The 18,872-nt window shown below is 52.9% G+C and carries 14 protein-coding genes and 3 pseudogenes; 11 read left to right on the top strand and 6 right to left on the bottom strand.

Annotation, left to right across the window (positions count from 1 at the left end; translation table 11 throughout):
* Window positions 1–15 precede the first annotated feature (15 nt).
* Complete coding sequence (locus ACQ86O_RS19020; RefSeq protein ID WP_431222403.1) at window positions 16–939, bottom strand: LysR family transcriptional regulator; 924 nt, start codon at window positions 937–939, stop codon at window positions 16–18.
* 302 nt (window positions 940–1,241) lie between these two features.
* Between ACQ86O_RS19020 and ACQ86O_RS19015 the strand changes: the two are divergent.
* Window positions 1,242–2,080: pseudogene (locus ACQ86O_RS19015) on the top strand (PfkB family carbohydrate kinase).
* A 39-nt stretch (window positions 2,081–2,119) separates the two neighbouring features.
* Here the strand turns inward: ACQ86O_RS19015 and ACQ86O_RS19010 are convergent.
* From ACQ86O_RS19010 to ACQ86O_RS19000, 3 genes and pseudogenes are all read right to left on the bottom strand, one after another.
* Window positions 2,120–2,830: a flagellar brake protein gene (locus tag ACQ86O_RS19010; protein WP_431222402.1), complete on the bottom strand. Its 711-nt coding sequence runs from the start codon at window positions 2,828–2,830 to the stop codon at window positions 2,120–2,122.
* Window positions 2,831–2,905: 75 nt separating this feature from the next.
* Window positions 2,906–3,688 (bottom strand): N-formylglutamate amidohydrolase, encoded by a 783-nt coding sequence (locus ACQ86O_RS19005; RefSeq protein WP_431222401.1) that lies wholly within the window; start codon window positions 3,686–3,688, stop codon window positions 2,906–2,908.
* 77 nt (window positions 3,689–3,765) lie between these two features.
* A pseudogene (locus ACQ86O_RS19000) lies at window positions 3,766–5,483 on the bottom strand (lysophospholipid acyltransferase family protein).
* A gap of 497 nt (window positions 5,484–5,980) precedes the next feature.
* On the opposite strand from ACQ86O_RS19000, the gene ACQ86O_RS18995 reads away from it, so the two are divergent.
* The 5 genes and pseudogenes from ACQ86O_RS18995 (at window position 5,981) to ogt (ending at window position 9,849) form a co-directional block, all read left to right on the top strand.
* Window positions 5,981–6,109, top strand: a complete 129-nt coding sequence (locus tag ACQ86O_RS18995) for a hypothetical protein (RefSeq protein WP_431222400.1) — start codon at window positions 5,981–5,983, stop codon at window positions 6,107–6,109.
* A gap of 145 nt (window positions 6,110–6,254) precedes the next feature.
* Window positions 6,255–7,414, top strand: a pseudogene (locus ACQ86O_RS18990) (SIS domain-containing protein).
* A gap of 9 nt (window positions 7,415–7,423) precedes the next feature.
* Window positions 7,424–8,278, top strand: coding sequence for a tagatose bisphosphate family class II aldolase (locus ACQ86O_RS18985; protein WP_431222399.1), 855 nt, complete (start codon window positions 7,424–7,426; stop codon window positions 8,276–8,278).
* A gap of 376 nt (window positions 8,279–8,654) precedes the next feature.
* Window positions 8,655–8,969: a hypothetical protein gene (locus ACQ86O_RS18980; RefSeq protein ID WP_431222398.1), complete on the top strand. Its 315-nt coding sequence runs from the start codon at window positions 8,655–8,657 to the stop codon at window positions 8,967–8,969.
* A gap of 355 nt (window positions 8,970–9,324) precedes the next feature.
* Window positions 9,325–9,849 (top strand): methylated-DNA--[protein]-cysteine S-methyltransferase, encoded by a 525-nt coding sequence (gene ogt, locus ACQ86O_RS18975; protein WP_431222397.1) that lies wholly within the window; start codon window positions 9,325–9,327, stop codon window positions 9,847–9,849.
* Here the strand turns inward: ogt and ACQ86O_RS18970 are convergent.
* Complete coding sequence (locus ACQ86O_RS18970) at window positions 9,846–10,793, bottom strand: sugar-binding transcriptional regulator (protein ID WP_431222396.1); 948 nt, start codon at window positions 10,791–10,793, stop codon at window positions 9,846–9,848. The genes ogt and ACQ86O_RS18970 overlap by 4 nt on opposite strands.
* Before the next feature lie 188 nt (window positions 10,794–10,981).
* Here ACQ86O_RS18970 and dalD point away from each other — a divergent pair, with 188 nt between their 5' ends.
* The 5 genes from dalD (at window position 10,982) to uspE (ending at window position 17,371) form a co-directional block, all read left to right on the top strand.
* Complete coding sequence (gene dalD / locus ACQ86O_RS18965; RefSeq protein ID WP_431222395.1) at window positions 10,982–12,367, top strand: D-arabinitol 4-dehydrogenase; 1,386 nt, start codon at window positions 10,982–10,984, stop codon at window positions 12,365–12,367.
* A gap of 12 nt (window positions 12,368–12,379) precedes the next feature.
* Window positions 12,380–13,843 (top strand): xylulokinase, encoded by a 1,464-nt coding sequence (xylB, locus tag ACQ86O_RS18960; RefSeq protein WP_431222394.1) that lies wholly within the window; start codon window positions 12,380–12,382, stop codon window positions 13,841–13,843.
* 55 nt (window positions 13,844–13,898) lie between these two features.
* On the top strand, window positions 13,899–15,191 hold the full coding sequence (locus tag ACQ86O_RS18955) for an MFS transporter (protein WP_431222393.1): 1,293 nt from the start codon (window positions 13,899–13,901) through the stop codon (window positions 15,189–15,191).
* A gap of 336 nt (window positions 15,192–15,527) precedes the next feature.
* Window positions 15,528–16,292: an FNR family transcription factor gene (locus tag ACQ86O_RS18950; RefSeq protein ID WP_431222392.1), complete on the top strand. Its 765-nt coding sequence runs from the start codon at window positions 15,528–15,530 to the stop codon at window positions 16,290–16,292.
* Between the two features lie 116 nt (window positions 16,293–16,408).
* Window positions 16,409–17,371, top strand: a complete 963-nt coding sequence (gene uspE / locus ACQ86O_RS18945; RefSeq protein WP_431222391.1) for a universal stress protein UspE — start codon at window positions 16,409–16,411, stop codon at window positions 17,369–17,371.
* 65 nt (window positions 17,372–17,436) lie between these two features.
* On the opposite strand, the gene fabV is transcribed toward uspE, so the two are convergent.
* Window positions 17,437–18,630, bottom strand: a complete 1,194-nt coding sequence (fabV, locus tag ACQ86O_RS18940; protein ID WP_431222390.1) for an enoyl-ACP reductase FabV — start codon at window positions 18,628–18,630, stop codon at window positions 17,437–17,439.
* Between the last annotated feature and the right edge of the window lie 242 nt (window positions 18,631–18,872).

Below are 18,872 nucleotides of genomic sequence, written 5' to 3'. Positions count from 1 at the left end.
GGTTCTCACTATTACCTAGATTGTTGACTGGTACTTTTCCCGGCAGACGCTCAGCACCAATTGCCGAAGCCAGCGATGGGCAGGATCCACTTCCGATCGTGGGTGCCACATCTGCGAAACGGTTATTTCCCGGACGGTTACCGGCAGTTCAAACGCGCAGAGCGGGCTTATTGTTCCTGCCCCGTGATGATTGATAAAGAACGAGGCGGGCACCAATGCCACCAAATCTGACGCCTGGGCCACAGCTAACGCAGCGGGAAAGCTTGGCACTATGGCGGCAATCCTTCGTACCAAACCGGCTTCAGCCAAAGCCTCTTCTAACGGTCCACCGCTGCGCCCACGGCGAGAGGTAACAACATGCCCAAAAGAAGCATACTGGCTGGCGGTGACTTCGCGTGTCAAAAGTGGGTGCCCTTTTCTGACAATCCCGATAAACCGATCTCTAAATAGCGTCTGTAAGCGTATTTCCGGCCCCATGTCCCCCAGCACGCCAATTTCCAGATCGGCCAGACCCTCACGCAAATATCTTGAGCTTTTATCAGGTTTTGGCGCAAAACGCAGGCAGACCAACGGGGCAAGGACCGCCGCTGCGGCAATCAGCACAGGGCCAAAAGCCTCAACAAAACCCTCGTTGGCGCGGAGGGTAAACGTGCGGTCCAGGGTTGATAAATCGAGCTGTGACGACGTGGGGCGCAGTATGGCCCTGGCCTCAAAAACCGCCTTTTGCGTGCGTTCACGAACCTGTTCGGCATAAGGCGTCAACACCATATTGCGCCCGGCCCGAACCAGCAAAGGATCGCCAGTAACGGCCCGCAGGCGGCTTAGCGTACGGCTCATTGCCGACGCGCTTAATCCAAGGCGACGCGCAGCACCAGCTACGCTGGCCTCTGCCAGCAGTGCTTCAAGTGCAATCAGTAAATTGAAGTCGGGTTCAGTCATATTTCAATAGTAGCCTGAGCGGAGAAATGGAGGAAGGAGTCTGATACCGGTTGTTAAGCTTAAGCGGTATTGGCGCGGAAGCCATCCAGCAGAAAATCCAGAGCATCTTTTACCGACTGACGATAATGGAGGAGATTTGCCAGTTACTGACTCAATGGTGAAAGGCGGACACTGGCTATTCTGTTAAAAATGATGAATCTACCTCGCTGCAAGCTGTAGCCACGACCAGCGATGAGTTAAACTCCCCTACTACGGCCAATCAGAATGCCGCGCCAAAAGAATAACGAGCAAAGGAAGTTACCATGCAACATGTTTCCAAATTGCAGCCACCCCCATTGATGTGATCACCATCCAGTCACAGGTGATCTACGGTAGCGTAGGTAATGGCATTGCCTATCGTACGCTATTGAAAAAGAACCTGGAGGTGCTGCAGGTGCCGAGCGTGTTGTTCGGTTGCCCACCCTATTACGGCACGCCGCACGGTGGCGTGGTGCCCGAGGAGTGGTTCAGCGGCTTTCTGGAAGATTTGATCGCCCGCGATGTCGTCCACCGTGCACGAGCCGTGGTGGTTGGTTATCTGGGGGACGTCGCACAGGGTCATATTCTGGACTGCTGGCTGCAGCGTGTCATGGCCATTAACCCGGAGATCAGAATTTATATTGATCCGGTTATGGGGGATTACGGCGAAGGAGTCTACGTAGATGAACGCCTGGTGGGCTGTTACCGTTCACCGTTCCTCAATCTGGCCCACGGTGTGACACCAAACGGTTTTGAACTGGAACAGCTGTGTGGGCACGCTTTAACCACCCTGGAACAAACCCGGCATGCCGCGCAGGCGTTACTTAATGGCAATACGCAATGGGTGTTGGTGACCAGTGCTCCAGGGGTAACCACCAGGGCTGATGAAGTGGGTCTGCTGTTGGTTACCGCAGACCAGGTGCAAAGCTTCACCCATGCCAAAATCAACTCGGCGGTGAAAGGTACCGGTGACATGTTCACTGCGCTGCTGATCGGCCATTTATTGCAAGGTGACAAGCTCAGTACGGCAATACCGGCAGCCAGTCATGAAGTGTGTGCCGTGCTGGAAGAAGCGGCGCGCCATGGCTGGCAGGAAATTGGCAGCCTGCGGGCACTGCAATAATCTCAAGCCAGGCGCAGGGGTAACCTGCGCGCTGGTTACTCAGCGTTTTTTCTTTTTATTAAAATCCAGCTCAAAAGCAAACACGGCACTTTGAATTTTACGCTGGGTCAGCATGCCCAAATTAAGGAACCGGCATGACAGACGCGAAAAGTGATGAGTTTCGTCTTCATCAATCTCATGATCGTCATTGATCGCAATGAGCTCCATATTCACTTTAAACTTGCCATAATCCCCTAAATCCAACTGTGCCTTGTTGAATACCAGCCCTGGCTGCATATAGGCGGGGACCGGGCCATCAATACGCAACCCCACGCCACCGGGAGAAAGATCGTGAATACGCAATTGATAACGGGTACCGTCGCTATGCTCCCCGCAACACAAGAACTCACGCCAATAAGGCGTGGTGATGCGCAACTGACGACGGCGCTGGATATAAACCAGTTTTTCCGGCAGGCGTGCAGCATATACCGGTATGTCGTTATGCTCGGTCATTTCCGTCAGCTCGACAGAGAATTCGATTTTCGCATCATGATTTTCAATCACGATATTGAATTTTCCACCGGGTATCGTTTCTGGCGCATCGCAATCAAACACGATGCTATCAGCCCCGACGCTCAATAATTGACTGTTGAATTGATGTTTTTTATTGGCTACGCGCAGCGGCGTTCTTTGTTTATAAATCTCACGCAAAATCGCCAGAACTTCAAAACGCTCCTGCTTGATAAACAATCCGTTATCAATATATTCCACCCGTCACTCCCGGCTTATATCCATCAATACTTACGATTTCCTTACACTTAATCATCACCGCCATCAATACCAAAGTCAAATTTTCCAGCGCTGCCACAGCAAGGGTAACAGCCGCGAAAAACGCGCTGCCCATGCCATTTGGCCTGCCGCATCGCTGATGAGATCCTGGCGGATCTCGATGCCGACATAAGGCAACGCTTGGCGTTCGGCGTGTACCGGCAGCGTGTAATCGGTGGTATCCGTCATGGCGTAAGGTTCGTTGACCCCGACCTGCAAATCCCCTTCTTCACGCAGCAACTCCGCCAGAAGTAAGGCAAATTGCGGGTGGCGATTAAACAGTAACCCTACCTGCCACGGCCGTGCGGTTGCTTTAAATACCGGCGTGAAGCTGTGCATGGCGATCACCGCGCTGGGTTGGCCTTTGGTCTGACGGGTGGCCAGTGTATGGCCGATAGCCTGGTGATAAGGCTGAAAAATTTCCTGCTCGCGGGCTCCGGCCTCGGCCGCGCTGATACCCTGATTACCGGGTATCGGCGTGAGTTCAGAGATCAGTGGGATTGAACTGGCGATCCCCGGTGCGCGGTTGCAATCGATCACCAGGCGTGAGTAATGCTGATGGATCAGTGTCGCATCCAATTGCTGCGCCAATTGGCGTGAAACCGCCAGAGCGCCAATATCCCAGCCGATGTGGCGATCAATTTCCCCGCCAGCCAGGCCGAGACTGCCCAGGCGTTTTGGAATGGCCTGGCCAGCATGATCGCACAATAACAAGAACGGGGATGTCGCCTGCGGGAGTTCAACGGCCACTGCCGCAGGTTCATCGGCAACGAGTAACGTGGGGGTATAAGGATGAAACATGGGGCACTCCGGCGGAAGAAACCGCCAATTCTAGGCGATCCTTACCCCTGCTACCAACGTTCGGCAATAAAATAGCATTAACGGGTCGTGGCCAATTTCTGATGCACCGCAATGTAGCGCTGATAGCGGGCAGGTTTAAGCCGGGTCAAATCCACTAATACCAAGCCGTCGATGCAGTTGTTGAACGCCGGGTCGGTGCCAAAGTCGATAAACTGTACGCCACCCGGTTCGCACAGTTCGGTGTATTGCTTGTATAAAGTCGGGATGGAGCAGCCGATATTACTCAGCAGGCTCTTCAGGCGTGCCAGATCTTCGTGATAGTCATCACCCGCAAACTGGGCCAGCACTTGTGGCAGCGAAGCTGGATAAGGCTGCCGCGATTGGGCCATGACGTGATCGGGGGAGAAATAGAGCCGGTAAAAGGCAATAAGCAGATCGCGCGCCGCTACCGGCAGGCCGCCAGAGATGGAAACCGGGCCGAACAGGTAGCGATATTGCGGGTATTTTGCCAGATAGGCGCCAATGCCCAGCCACAGATAATCCAACCCGCGTTTGCCCCAATAGGTCGGCTGGATAAAGCTGCGGCCCAGTTCAATCCCCTGCGCCAGGATCGGCGCCATGTCCCGATCGTAATGAAACAGGCTGTTGCTGTAGATGCTCTCCAGCCCTTTATTGGCCAACTGCTGTGCCGTGGGGATAAATCGGTAAGCGCCAACGATTTCCATTTCGTCGTCATCCCACAATACCAGGTGATAATAATCGTCGTCGTAGCTGTCCAGATCGCGCCGCCGCCCCGAGCCTTCACCTACGGCGCGGAAGGCAATCTCACGCAAACGGCCAAGTTCACGCAGGATTGGCGTTCGGGCTTCCTCTTGTCTGCGGTAAAGAAAGATGGTTTTACCATCCGGCGTGATACCCAGCCGTTCGCAGGCGGCCAAAGCCTTCTTCAATTCCAGCCGTTCTTCCGGCAAGGCGATAGCAGATTCGCTGATAAATGGCCCTGGCTTACCCTGCCCAAGCAGATACACATGGCGGCGAAAACGCCCGGCCAGCTCATGAGCGGGGGTATGGCAGTCGTGCCAATGGGCAAACGGAATACGCCCCCCGATACGGATCTTGATCCGCCCACCGCGTTGATTAAACATCTCGCGCACCAATAATAAGGTGGATAAGGGGCGATAAACCAGCGAGGTGAAATAGAACAGATTGCTGTTACGGGCGCCGATATGGATCGGCACGATCGGCGCTCGCGCCTTGGCGGCCAAACGCAAAAAACCGGTGTGCCAGTGGCCGTCGCGAATACCTTTGGCGCTCATGCGAGAAACTTCGCCTGCCGGGAAAAGGATCAGTACGCCCTGATTATCCAACTGCGCCTGCATGGCTTCGATTTGCTTGCGGCTGGTGCGATTGCTGACATTATCGACCGGCACAAACAGGTGCCGTAACGGTTCGATATAGTTCAGCACCTGGCTGGCGACCACTTTGACGTCTGGCCGCACGGCGGCCACCGTTCGCAGCAGCAGTAAACCGTCCAGCGAGCCGATGGGATGGTTGGCGACCAGCACCACCGGGCCATGACTGGGAATATTCTCCAGGTCACCATCCACCAGTTCGCAGCTCAGGTTGAAGTAGTCCACCACCTGTTCGATCAGATCCAATCCTTTCAGGTGAGGATAGTCGGCAGCAAACTGTTTGAATTCTTTTTCGCAGAGTAAGGTTCTGAGCAGGCTGCGCTGCCAGGCGGGGGCAAATGGTGCGGGAATGCATCTTGCAGCAAGGTTTCCAAACTAAACATCATGCTATCTCCTGGCCTAGTCGCTGCAAACTTAAGCCAGTGGCATGAACTGAACATGTCAGTTGTGTGACGAATCAATGAAGCCTGGGCATCCTTTCGCCTCAATGCGGGTATTCACCGCTTTGCGTAACCAGGTGCGGCACTGTTACGACATGATTGGCAATAAATAAATATAGAAAGCCTGCCTGCGAATATGATCCCAGACAGCTTTCATCGGTGACGTAATCAATTAGCGCCAGGGAAAAGAATTCTGTCGGATAAATAACGAATTAGCGGTTTTCAATTGGCTTTTATCATGCTTTCGGTCTCTTACCAATCGAAAGCAAGTATTAAAATAACTGATTGAAATAAAAGGTTAAATTTAAATTTTTGATTGCATTGCGGGGTTTCGTTTGCTGTAATTTGCAATGAAAGACTGAAAATAAGCCTGTCAGAACAGCCGTGGCATTAATGCCGTGGCCGGGATCCTCTACGGGAAAATCAGGAGTCACCGATTAATGATCAATACCCTAAAACGCCGGGAATTAATTATCGACCCACTGTGCCGTGAGGGTTCGGTGCGCGTAGCGCAATGGAGTTATCAGGTTGAGAGTTTGGTCACCGACAGCCGTATTCCGGCCAATTAGCTGCATGCGCTGAATCATTTGGCGTGCGTTATTTCCCCTCCCCCATAACCCTTGGCGCTACCAGGTTGGGTATTACGCGACATCAGCATCTGTTTCTTGCTTGAGTTTACCGTATTAACCGCTTTATTTTTAAGGAGTTACTATCATGAAAGGCTATTTTTCTTACGATGCGGGCTGGCTAGAGCAACAGCATGCGCTGCACACTGCACGTGAGATTTGGCAGCAGCCGGACCTGTGGGCTGCCCTGTACCAACAGCTAGCGGAGCAGCAGGCACACAGTGATGCCTTTCTGATCCCGTTGCTGCAGGACCCACGCCTGCAGATTATCCTGTGCGGCGCTGGCAGTTCGGCCTTTGCCGGCCGAGCCCTGGCCCCGTGGCTACGGGAAAAACCGGGCGTGATGTTGCCGCCTACGGCACCACGGATATTGTCGCCAACCCCCGGCAATTTCTCGATCCGGCACGCCCTACGCTGCTGGTTTCTTTCGCCCGCTCCGGTAACAGCCCGGAAAGCGTGGCCTCAGTGGCACTGGCCGATCAACTGCTGCCCAATTGCTACCATCTGATAGCTGTCTGCAACCCGGACAGCCAATTGGCAAACTATGCTCATGGCCGCGAAAACGTCTGTGCCCTGGTGATGCCGCAAGGCTCAAACGACCAAAGTTTTGCCATGACCTCCAGCTTCAGTTGCATGATGCTGACCGCCGCGTTGCTGCTGGGCCCTTATTCTCTTGCAGACGCCAAACAGCCGCTGGCGCAGATGATTGAGCGCTGCCGCGAACTGCGTGAAACGCTGCAATCACCGGTCAAAATGCTGGCAAACAGCGGATTCAGCCGTTACATCGTACTGGGTGGCAGTTGCTTCACTGGTCTGGCAGAAGAGGCTTCCTTAAAAATGCTGGAACTCACTGCCGGGCAGATCGTCACCCGTTATGACTCCCCACTCGGCCTGCGCCACGGCCCTAAATTTATGGTTGATCCGCAAACGCTGGTGCTCATGATGCTGTCCTGCAACCCCTATACCCACCGTTACGATCAGGATCTGTGGGATGAATTGCAACGCGACAGGCTGGCCAGACAGCTGGTTGGATTAGGCAACGGCCCGGCGGAGAAACCCGGCCAATACGACTTGCATCATGCCGAAGATGACGTGTGGCTGCTATTCCCTTACTTGCTGTTCACCCAAATGCTGGCGTTTGAAACCTCGCTGGCCCGTGGCCTGACACCGGATAACCCCTGCCCAACAGGGGAAGTGAACCGCGTGGTAAAAGGCGTGACCATTTACCCTTTCTCTTCTGCGCAGTAAGGAGCCATCATGTATCTGATATCCAACCGCGAGATGCTGTTGAAAGCACAACAACAGGGCTATGCCGTACCCGCATTCAACGTCCACAATCTTGAAACGGTGCAAGTGGTGGCGGAGACTGCCGCTGAACTGCAATCTCCGGTGATTATGGCCGGTACACCGGGTACCCTCAGCTATGCCGGAACCGATTATCTGGTTGGCATCTGCCGTGCGGCAGCCCAGCGTTATGATCTACCGCTGGCGCTACATCTCGATCATCACGAACAGATAGATGATATTGCCGCCAAGGTCAGAAGCGGCATTCGTTCGGTGATGATTGATGGCTCGCACCTGCCTTTTGAACAAAATATCGCCTTGGTGGCTGAGGTGGTTGCATTGTGTCACCGTTATGGTGCCAGCGTTGAGGCCGAACTGGGGCGTTTGGGCGGCCAGGAAGACGACTTGGTGGTCGATAGCGCCGACAGTTTCTATACCGATCCTCAGGCTGCCCGTGAGTTTGTCGCTGCCACCGGTATTGATTCGTTAGCCGTGGCGATCGGTTCCGCCCACGGGCTATATCAAGGGGAGCCTAAACTGGACTTCGCTCGCCTGGAGTTGATCCGCGAGCAGCTTGATATCCCTCTGGTATTGCACGGTGCCTCTGGCATCCCGGAAGCCATGGTCAAACGCGCCATTTCTCTCGGCGTATGCAAGGTTAACGTGGCCACTGAGCTCAAAATTGCTTTTGCCGATGCGGTTAAGAGTTACTTTTCGCAATACCCCGAAGCCAACGACCCTCGCAAATATATCGCGCCAGGTAAATTGGCGATGAAGGAAGTGGTTGCAGAGAAGATCCGTATCTGCGGTAGCGCAGGTAAGTTGTGAGATTAGAGGTTAAAGCTTATTCAATATCTGCAGGCCGCATCAGCCATTTCAGAGAGCGGCCTTTTTAAATTGTCACGCCATTAAAAGTCACCGCAGTTATTATATGCGGAATATGAAAAATAATTGCCATCATACAAAATAAATTACTCGCCATGATCTCATTAATATTACTGCGCTATGATCTAAATCATAGTATTGACAGCACTCTCTATCTACTATTTAATTCAATTAACGAACAGGAGTGATAGTGATTATATATTTCACTTAATGTAATAACGCAGGAAATTAAATCGATTCAGGAAGTACGCTTGTTTTATATGCAGATATTTATTTTTTGTTAATTGGATGCTTTATTTTTCGCTAAAAGGAATAGCTTATGAACCCGATTATTGTGGCACTGACCGTGTTGTTTGCCCTGCCCCTTACTCTCCATGCAAAACAGGCTGTTAGCACTGCACCGCCAACAGGCGGCGTGAGTTTTTCCGGCAAAATCAGCGCTCCAACCTGCACGGTTTCACCCGATAGTAGTGGCCAATATATCTCCACTTGTTATCGGGAAACGGCTCGAAAGACCAATGCGTTTATCCAGATGCCTTTGGATAAAATGACATCAGAATTAATGGTTTCACCCATTCGTGAAATTGTGTTTAACAATCCTTCGTTGCAGCGAATCACATTAATTTATAACTAATCCTAATTGACGGATTTTATTGTCATACAATAAGTAAATTAAAAATTATTTTTGTAATTTTATGCAAATTTTTTGAGGGGTGAATTTATTCGCCCCTCAGTCAATGACCTGCTGCCCACAGCCACAGATTACCCCTATCTGATATTCAATCAGTCAACCCTTTTTACCCATCACACTTCATTGCCTTCGCCAGTTCGCGGCCACGGGCGGCGAAAACTCGGCCGGTTGGAATGTACAGGCTTTGCCCCCATTTTAGGTACCGCGTTCTACTCCTTCATCTCTATGTCCGAAATCCGCCATCGCGGGTTATCTTTTCGTGTAATAATCGATGCATCCAATGCAAGGAGTGAACAACATGCAAACCTTTTTTATTGATCGTATGCCGACGCCGGTCGGCGAACTGGTGTTGATCGGGGACGAACAAGGGCGGATGCGCGCGCTGGATTGGACCGATCATGAAGCTCGCCTGATAAAGCTGCTGAATACCCACTATCGGGGCGACCATTTCACTCTGGTGGAAAAAGCCAATCCAGGCGGACTGACGGAAATTATGCAACGCTACTTTGCCGGAGAGTTGGCGGTGATCGACGACGTACCGATCATGACTGCAGGTACCGAATTCCAACGTACCGTCTGGCAGCAACTGCGCCAGATCCCCTGCGGGGAGATTATCACTTACGGGGAGCTGGCTAAGCGCATCGGCAGGCCAACGGCTTCGCGTGCGGTTGGCATGGCGAATGGGTCTAACCCAATCAGCATCGTAGTTCCCTGCCACCGAGTGATCGGTTCACAGGGGGCACTGACCGGCTACGCTGGCGGCGTGCAGCGTAAACAATGGCTGCTCAAGCACGAAGGCTATCTGCAACGAGATCTGATTTAATCGGCCAATAACGCCAACGCGCTTTCTTCGTCCGTGACCAGGCCGCTGATCCAGCGGCCCAACAACGCAGCGCGAATAGCCAGGTGCTTTTCTACGCCGCCAGCCAGGGCAATCACCGGTTTTTCTGGCTGCTGGCGCAGATTAACGCTGGTTAGCCGCTGATCGAGTTCACTGGCAACCCGGTTCCCCTGGCGGTCAATAAAATGACCCAGCATTTCAGCTACGGCGTTGGCGGCCATCAAGTTGTCGACATCCTCCGCCGAAATAAAGCCATCCTGATGCAATGGGCAGTGGTATGCGACGGTGCCAATGCCAATAAAGGTCACGTCTGCCTGGCTGGCCCTTTCGTTAACCGTTCGATAAATACGGTGGTTGCACCATAAGGTGCGATCCTGTTCGCTATCGGCGAACAGGGGGGCAGGCAAGATAAAATAGCGGCCCTGCGTTTTCTCTGCCATCCACAACGGCACGTCATATCGAGTACAAGAACCATCGGCAGCTATCGCGCCAATCAGTGAAACGCAGCTGTGCTGTGGCCGTTCAAGCTCAGGGAGTTCATCAATTGCCGCCTTGAGGCTTCGGCCAGAACCTACCCCGATAATCAACGGCTGTTCGCTACGGATAAACTGCGCCATTACTTCCGCACCGGCTACCGCTACCGCCCGGTTTATCCCGGCGCTTTCCATACCCTGACTGGGCACTACCTGGCAAAGGCTCAGACCATAACGCTCGCCAAGCCGGGCGGCCAACTCCATGCAACGCCCCACCGGATGGGAAATGTTAACGCTGATCAGACCACTGTCGATGGCCAGCGCCACTAATCGCTGTGCCACCTGTCGCGAAACCCCGAGAGCATCAGCAATTTCATGCTGGGTCTGCCCAGCGACGTAGTACATCCAGGCCGCGCGGGCCGCCTGATCCAATTTTTTGTCGTGTTTAACCATGTGCCATTCTGCCTGCTTTCACCCGTACGCCATTTTACCGGTATTCCTACGCCGTCGCGGTACCTGTTTGCACTTTTGTGAGCTAAAGCCCATTTAAAGGGCAAAAGTTTAATTAGTCTAATGCCAGCAAAGAGCAAATGCCCACAAGAAGGGCCGATGCTCAAATATAACCTTTAACGGAGCGTGTTATGAGCAAACCAGTGAATTCCTCCCACAGTATTTGGCTGCATATTGGCGCCGGTTCCTTTCATCGGGCTCATCAGGCCTGGTATCTGCACCGTCTTCTTGCTGGCGGTGACCATCGCTGGTCAATTGCCCTGGGCAATATCCGCGATGATGCGACCCCGTTGCTTACCACGCTGGCTCAACAGAATGGGCAATATGTACTGGAAACGGTCACACCTCAGGGTGAACGCCAATACGAAACCATTACTTCTATCAGTAAAGTTATCCCCTGGGACAATGAACTGGCCGCGTTGACCGCTCAGGGCGCGCAACCGGAAACCCGCGTTATCTCCTTCACCGTAACCGAAGGCGGCTACTACCTGGATAACCAGTTCAACCTGGATCGGGAAAACGCAGATATTCAGGCCGATCTGCAAGGGGGTTGCCGCACTATTTACGGCACCATTGCCCAGATACTGGCCTACAGAAAGCAGCTTAATGGTGACCCTGTCACGTTATTAAACTGCGACAACCTGCGCCATAACGGCGAACGTTTCCGCCACGGGTTGATGCAGTTCCTGCAACTGCGCCAGGAGAATGCTCTGAGCGCGTGGATAGAGAGCCACACCCGTTGCCCTAACACCATGGTTGATCGTATCACCCCTCGTCCGGCGCCTGATGTGGCCGAGCGCGTTGCCCAGGCCACCGGGTTCCAGGATCGCGCGCCGGTAATGGGCGAAGCCTTTATCCAATGGGTGATCGAAGATGACTTTATCGCCGGTCGCCCTGCCTTGGAGAACGTTGGCGTCGAGATGGTGGAGTCGGTATTGCCCTATGAAGAAGCGAAAATCCGCATCCTCAACGCAAGCCATAGCTGCATTGCCTGGGCGGGTACCCTACTCGGCCAAAGTTATATTCACGAAAGCACCGGCACCCCGGCAATCTGCCAGATGGCTTACAACTACGTGACTCAGGACGTGATCCCTTCCCTGACACCAAGCCCGCTCGATCTGGCCGCTTACCGCGATGTGGTTCTGGAAAGATTCAGTAACCCCTACATTCTCGACACCAACCAGCGCGTAGCCGCCGACGGTTTCTCCAAAATCCCAGGGTTCATCACTCCAACCTTGCAAGAATGCTATCAGCGGGGCCAGGAGCCAGTTGCCACAGCCATGCTGCCAGCCCTGTTCTTCGTCTTTATGCAACGTTGGCATCAAGGCCAACTGCCTTACCAATATCAGGACGGCATCCTGGATGCCCAGGCTGTACACCAGATGTTTAATGCCGTCGATCCGGTGGAGGTGTTTGCGACCGATGAGAAGCTGTTCAGCACGCTGGCCCACAGCGAAGCCTTTACCCAGTTGCTGCGCCAGGCGATCGACAAAGTTAACCGCTGGCTGGCGAAATAACGGGGGTTGATTATGTATTTAGGACTCGATTTAGGCACTTCCGAAATCAAAGCCCTGGTGATTGATGACCACGGATGCGTGGTTGCCAGTGCCGGAGAAACTCTGGAAGTTCAAAGGCCTCACCCCCATTGGGCAGAGCAGGATCCCGCCGATTGGTGGCGGGCGACTCAAACGGTAGTTGCCCGTTTACGGGCAAAAATACCGCAGCAATGGCCACAGATCCGTTCTTTAGGGCTTTCTGGCCAGATGCATGGTGCGGTGCTGCTTAATCGCGATAACCAGGTTTTACGCCCCGCCATCCTGTGGAATGACACCCGCAGTGCCGAACAGTGCAGGCAACTGACGCAAAACGCGCCTGAGCTGCATGAGATTGCAGGCAACCTGGCGATGCCCGGTTTTACCGCACCCAAACTGTTGTGGGTTGCCAAACATGAAGCGGAAATCTTTGCGCAAATCGCCACCGTGCTGCTGCCAAAGGATTTTCTGCGTTGGATGATGAGTGGCGACAAGGTATCCGATATGTCGGACGCCGCAGGCACTCTGTGGCTTGATGTCGCTAAACGGGACTGGTCAGACTCACTGCTTGCGGCCTGCGGTTTGACCCGCGATCACATGCCGCGTCTGGTCGAAGGCAGTGCAGCCTCTGGCCAACTGAAGGGTGATATCGCTCGCGCCTGGGGATTAGGTGACAACATCACTATTGCCGGTGGCGGCGGCGATAATGCTGCCAGCGCGGTAGGCATTGGTGCGGTTAATCCTGGCGATGCCTTTATTTCTCTCGGCACTTCCGGCGTGTTATTCGCGGTTAATGACCGTTTCCGCCCTAATCCGCAATCGGCGGTACATGCTTTTTGCCACGCGCTGCCAGGCCGTTGGCACCAGATGAGCGTCATGCTAACCGCTGCCAGCGCGCTGCGATGGTTCTGCCAACTGGTGGGAAGCAATGAAACCACACTGCTGGCAGAAATAGCCCAAATGAATCAAGCCGAACAGCGGCTGGCACCGGTGTTTCTACCCTATCTTTCCGGCGAACGGACTCCGCATAACGATCCCCTTGCCACTGGCGCTTTCCACGGTCTGACTCACAGCCATCAGCGAGCCGCAATGGGATATGCCGTGCTGGAAGGTGTGGCTTTTGGCATGGCAGATGGCCTTGAGGTGCTCTCACAGGCGGGAACCCGGCTGGAGCAATGCTCACTGATTGGCGGCGGAGCGCGTAGCGAACATTGGGCGCAGTTAATGGCGGATGTACTCAGCCTGCCGGTAGTGACACACCAAGGTGGCGAAGCTGGCGGAGCACTGGGCGCGGCACGTTTGGGCTGGCTGGCTGCGGGCGGAACCGTGCCCCAGGTTTGCCACAAACCCCCTGTCGAACGGCGTTTCCTGCCAGATGGTGAACGCCAGCCGATGCTGGCCGATCGCCTGGCCCTTTACCGTCTGCTCTATCAACAGCAGTTGGCCCTGCATCAGGCATGATCCTGGTGCAATAAATAATAAAAAGCTGTCCCCTACACCTATCCTGGAGTTTGCTATGCAACAACCACATAAACACTGGTTCGGACTGCCGATGAACCTGTTCTGGGGCTACATCGCTATCGCTGTCTTTATGAGTGGCGATGGTTTCGAAATGGCATTTCTGTCTAAACACATCACCGATATGGGGTTTTCGCCAGCGCAATCTGCGTTGGTCTTCACCGTGTACGGCCTGGCAGCGGCGCTGGCAGCCTGGAGTTCCGGCGTTGTTGCCGAAATTATCACCCCACAAAAAGCGATGCGTATCGGCTTTATTCTATGGGTGGTAATGCATGTGATGTTTATGCTGTTTGGCCTGGGGATGCGTAACTACCCGCTGATGCTGCTGTTTTACGGCATTCGTGGCCTGGCCTACCCGTTGTTTATCTATTCATTCGTGATGCTGGTGGTGCAAAACGTTCCTAAACAACAGCTATCTTCCGCCATGGGGTGGTTCTGGGCGATGTATTCCATCGGCATCGGCTGTGTGGGTAGCTATCTGCCAAGCTTTACCATTCCTTTGATCGGGGAAACCGGAACGTTATGGTTTGCTATTGCCTGGGTAGCCGCGGGTGGGCTGATGGCGTTGTTATTGCTGCGTAACGTTGGCCAAGCCAGCCCTAAAGCCGATCTGTCGCCAAAAGAGAAGCTAAAAGAGCTTTCACGCGCGGTAACCATCTTGTTCACCAACCGCAATATCTTCCTCTCCTGTCTGATCCGCATCATTAACACGTTGTCGCTGTTTGGCTTTGCGGTGATCATGCCGATGCTGTTCGTTGGCCGCCTGGGATTCAGCATGTCCGAATGGCTGCAGATATGGGCGGTGTTCTTCTTCGTCACCATTTTCACCAACATTATGTGGGGTATTCTGGGTGAGAAAATTGGCTGGCTGCGTCAGGTGCGCTGGTTTGGCTGCGTCGGCTGTGCCATCTCAAGCCTGGCGTTTTATTATCTGCCAGTTCATTTTGGCCACAACTTTTGGGTAGCATTGGTGCCTGCGGTGATGCTGGGGATCACCGTGGCCGCTTTTGTCCCGATGACGGCGGTGTTCCCAGTGCTGGAACCGAACCATAAAGGCGCGGCAATCTCTATCTATAACCTTTCCGCAGGCCTGAGCAACTTCGTAGCCCCGGCGATTGCCTCAATAGTATTGCCCTTCTTCGATATTGAGGGGGTGGTCTGGGTTTATACCGGGTTATATCTGGTCGCCGCAGTGTTAACGCTGGTCGTTAAAGTCGATCAGCCAGGGCATAACAACGTACCGCGTTATGTTCTGGCCAACGAGGCATTAGCCAAAAACACCGCCCAGTAACTATCAGGCCAACCTGAAATATCAGGTTGGCCTGTTGGGTTTATCGGGAAAACCATCAAGAACCCAGGAAGCTGAATTCGCCAAAAATCATAAGAATTTTATCTAAAAATTTGCGATACATATGGTTTTATTGATTATTTATCATTTTTCAGTTTTCTCTCCTATGAGCCCCCTTCCATAAATAAATCAAGGTACATCAGTGTGCTAGCGATTTTATGACCATTATTTGGTTTAAACTTCACACGAATTGCTCCTGAACTTATTCTTGCTGTACTTATCACCTGCCGCAAAAGATGTTAAAATTGACTCATATCAATTATTGCATGAGCTTAATCTATGATCCCGGAAAAACGCGTGATTCGTCGTATCCAGTCTGGTGGTTGTGCGATCCATTGCCAAGACTGCAGCATCAGCCAACTGTGTATTCCTTTTACGCTGAATACGCATGAGCTGGACCAACTCGACAATATCATCGAAAGGAAAAAGCCAATCCAAAAGGGTCAGACGCTGTTTAAGGCAGGCGACGAACTCAAATCGCTGTATGCGATACGCTCCGGGACCATCAAAAGCTATACCATTACCGAACAGGGTGATGAGCAGATCACAGGTTTCCATCTGGCTGGCGACCTGGTCGGTTTTGACGCCATTGGTGGCCTGAAACATCCAAGCTTTGCCCAAGCGCTCGAAACCTCAATGGTCTGCGAGATCCCGTTTGAAACGCTGGACGATCTCTCCGGTAAAATGCCTAACCTGCGTCAGCAAATCATGCGGCTGATGAGCGGTGAGATCAAAGGCGATCAAGATATGATCCTGCTGCTTTCCAAGAAAAACGCCGAAGAACGCCTGGCTGCGTTTGTGTACAACCTTTCACACCGCTTTGCCGAGCGCGGGTTCTCACCGCGTGAGTTCCGACTGACCATGACACGTGGTGATATCGGTAACTACCTTGGCTTGACGGTTGAGACCATCAGCCGCCTGTTGGGCCGCTTCCAGAAAAGCGAAATTCTCAGCGTAAAAGGCAAGTACATCACCATTGAAAACGTGGATGCATTGGCGCAACTGGCTGGCACACCGCGTATTAGCGTTTCCGTAAACGCTTGATCTCCCACCGGGCCAATAATTTTGGCCCGGTTCCCCTCTGTAGCTGTTCTGTTTTTCAATGTTGGGTTACTCTGTAGTTATATAGACTGTTGATCTACAGCTGTAAGGAGGCCCTAATGGCGAACTATCAGAATCTTCTGGTGGCTATTGACCCTAATCAGGACGATCAACCGGCGTTACGCCGGGCGGTGTACCTGGTCAAACGGAACGGTGGGCGCATCAAGGCCTTCCTTCCTATCTATGACTTCTCTTACGAAATGACCACCCTGCTTTCCCCAGACGAAAGAACGGCGATGCGGCAAGGCGTGATCAGCCAACGCGCAGCGTGGATTAATGAACAATGCCGGTTCTATCTTGAAGACGGCGTTCCCATAGAAATCAAAGTGGTGTGGCATAATCGCCCTTATGAAGCGATTATTCAGGAAGTGTTGAGCGGTAATCACGATCTGCTATTGAAAATGGCCCATCAGCACGACCGGCTGGAGTCGATCATCTTCACCCCTACCGATTGGCATCTGCTACGTAAATGCCCTTGTCCGGTGTGGATGGTTAAAGATCAGCCCTGGCCGGAAGGAGGCAAGGCATTGGTGGCGGTCAACCTTTCCAGTGAAGAACCCTATCATGATCCTCTGAATATCCGGCTGGTGAAAGAAACGCTGGAATTGGCGCAAAACGTCAATCAGACCGAAGTGCATCTGGTCGGCGCTTACCCGGTCACCCCCATCAATATCGCCATCGAACTGCCTGACTTTGACCCCAGCGTTTATAACGACGCTATCCGTGGGCAACATCTGATCGCCATGAAGGCGTTAAGACAAAAATTTCATATCAACGAAGAATTCACCCATGTGGAGAAAGGCTTACCGGAAGAGGTTATTCCCGATTTAGCCGAGCATCTGCAGGCCGGTGTGGTGGTATTAGGCACGCTCGGGCGTACCGGGATTTCCGCTGCCTTTATCGGCAATACCGCAGAACACGTGATCGACCATCTTAAATGTGACCTGTTGGTGCTTAAGCCGGATGATTTCGACTGCCCGATCACGATGGATGAGGATGACGAACACGACGATGATGATTAACAGTGGGATGATTCAATAAACAAAAAGGGCCTCGAGAGGCCCTTTTTTACGTCGGAGGTCAGAACTTAGAGTTCTACCACGTCGAAACGCACATCTGGGTTGACGTCCGCATCATAATCCACTTCTTCCAGGCCAAAACCGAACAGGCGCAGGAACTCCTGCTTATAACCGGTGTAATCGGTCAGTTCGCTCAGGTTTTCAGAGGTGATAGACGGCCACAGATCGCGGCAGGCTTGCTGCACATCGTCACGCAGTTCCCAATCATCCATGCGGATACGGGCATGATCGTCGAGCGGCATATCATCAGCATACAGGCGGGTACGCATCAGGCGGCTGACCTGTTCCATACACCCTTCGTGAATGCCCTTTTCTTTCATGATCTTGAATGCCATGGAGATGTATAACGGCATGACAGGAATAGCGGAAGAAGCCTGGGTGACGACGGATTTCAGCACGGCAACGTGTGCAGTGCCGCCTTTGGCAGCCAGATCGCCACGGATGGCGGTTGCAGCGCGATCCAAATCTTCTTTGGCGCGACCCAGCGTTCCATGCCAGTAGATTGGCCAGGTCAGGTCGGTCCCGATGTAGGAATAAGCCACAGACTTGGCGCCTTCAGCCAGCACGCCAGCGTCTTCCAGCGCAGACATCCACAGTTCCCAATCCTGGCCGCCCATCACGGTGATGGTGTTCTGGATCTCTTCTTCGGTGGCAGGTTCAACCGTAGCGGTAATGATTTGATCTTTATTGGTATCGATCGCGGTGGTGGTGTAAACCTCACCAATTGGCTTCAGTGCAGAACGCACTACTTCGCCGGTTTCCGGCATTTTACGCACCGGAGAAGCGAGTGAATAAACGACCAGATCGATCTGACCCAGATCGGCTTTAATCAGCTCAATGACTTTGGCACGGCATTCGTTGGAGAAGGCATCGCCATTAACACTTTTGGCGTAAAGACCTTCTTCTTTGGCGGCTTTATCAAAGGCGGCAGAATTGTACCAGCCAGCGGTGGCCGGTTTGGTTTCTGTACCCGCTTTCTCGAAGAAAACGCCGATGGTAGCAGCGTCGCTGCCAAAAGCGGTGGCAATACGGGAAGCCAGACCATAACCGGTAGATGCACCGATCACCAGTACACGTTTAGGGCCATTGGCAATCTTGCCCTGCGCTTTGGTGTAGGCAATCTGACGACGAACATTGGCTTCACAACCCACCGGATGAGTGGTGGTGCAGATAAAACCGCGAACCTTAGGTTTGATAATCATATGGGTCTAGGATCCGTTAAAGGGATGAAATCGGGACATAAGATACCTCATTGTGCCCCTTTATTGTGATCTGATGTGTTGAATTGCACAAACATCACACAGAATTTGTTAAATTAAGCACAAATCTCGTCATGGCCATGCTCCTTTGGATGAAAAATACGCCATCTGACGTGCATCACAAAAACGGATCCTTCTGAGATGCACGGTGCCAAATTCAGCAATGGCTTCATCGCAGCCATTAA

This window comes from Serratia sp. L9 (assembly GCF_050632285.1).
Taxonomy (GTDB): Bacteria; Pseudomonadota; Gammaproteobacteria; order Enterobacterales; family Enterobacteriaceae; genus Chania.
This window is presented reverse-complemented; position numbering and strand designations above follow the sequence as displayed.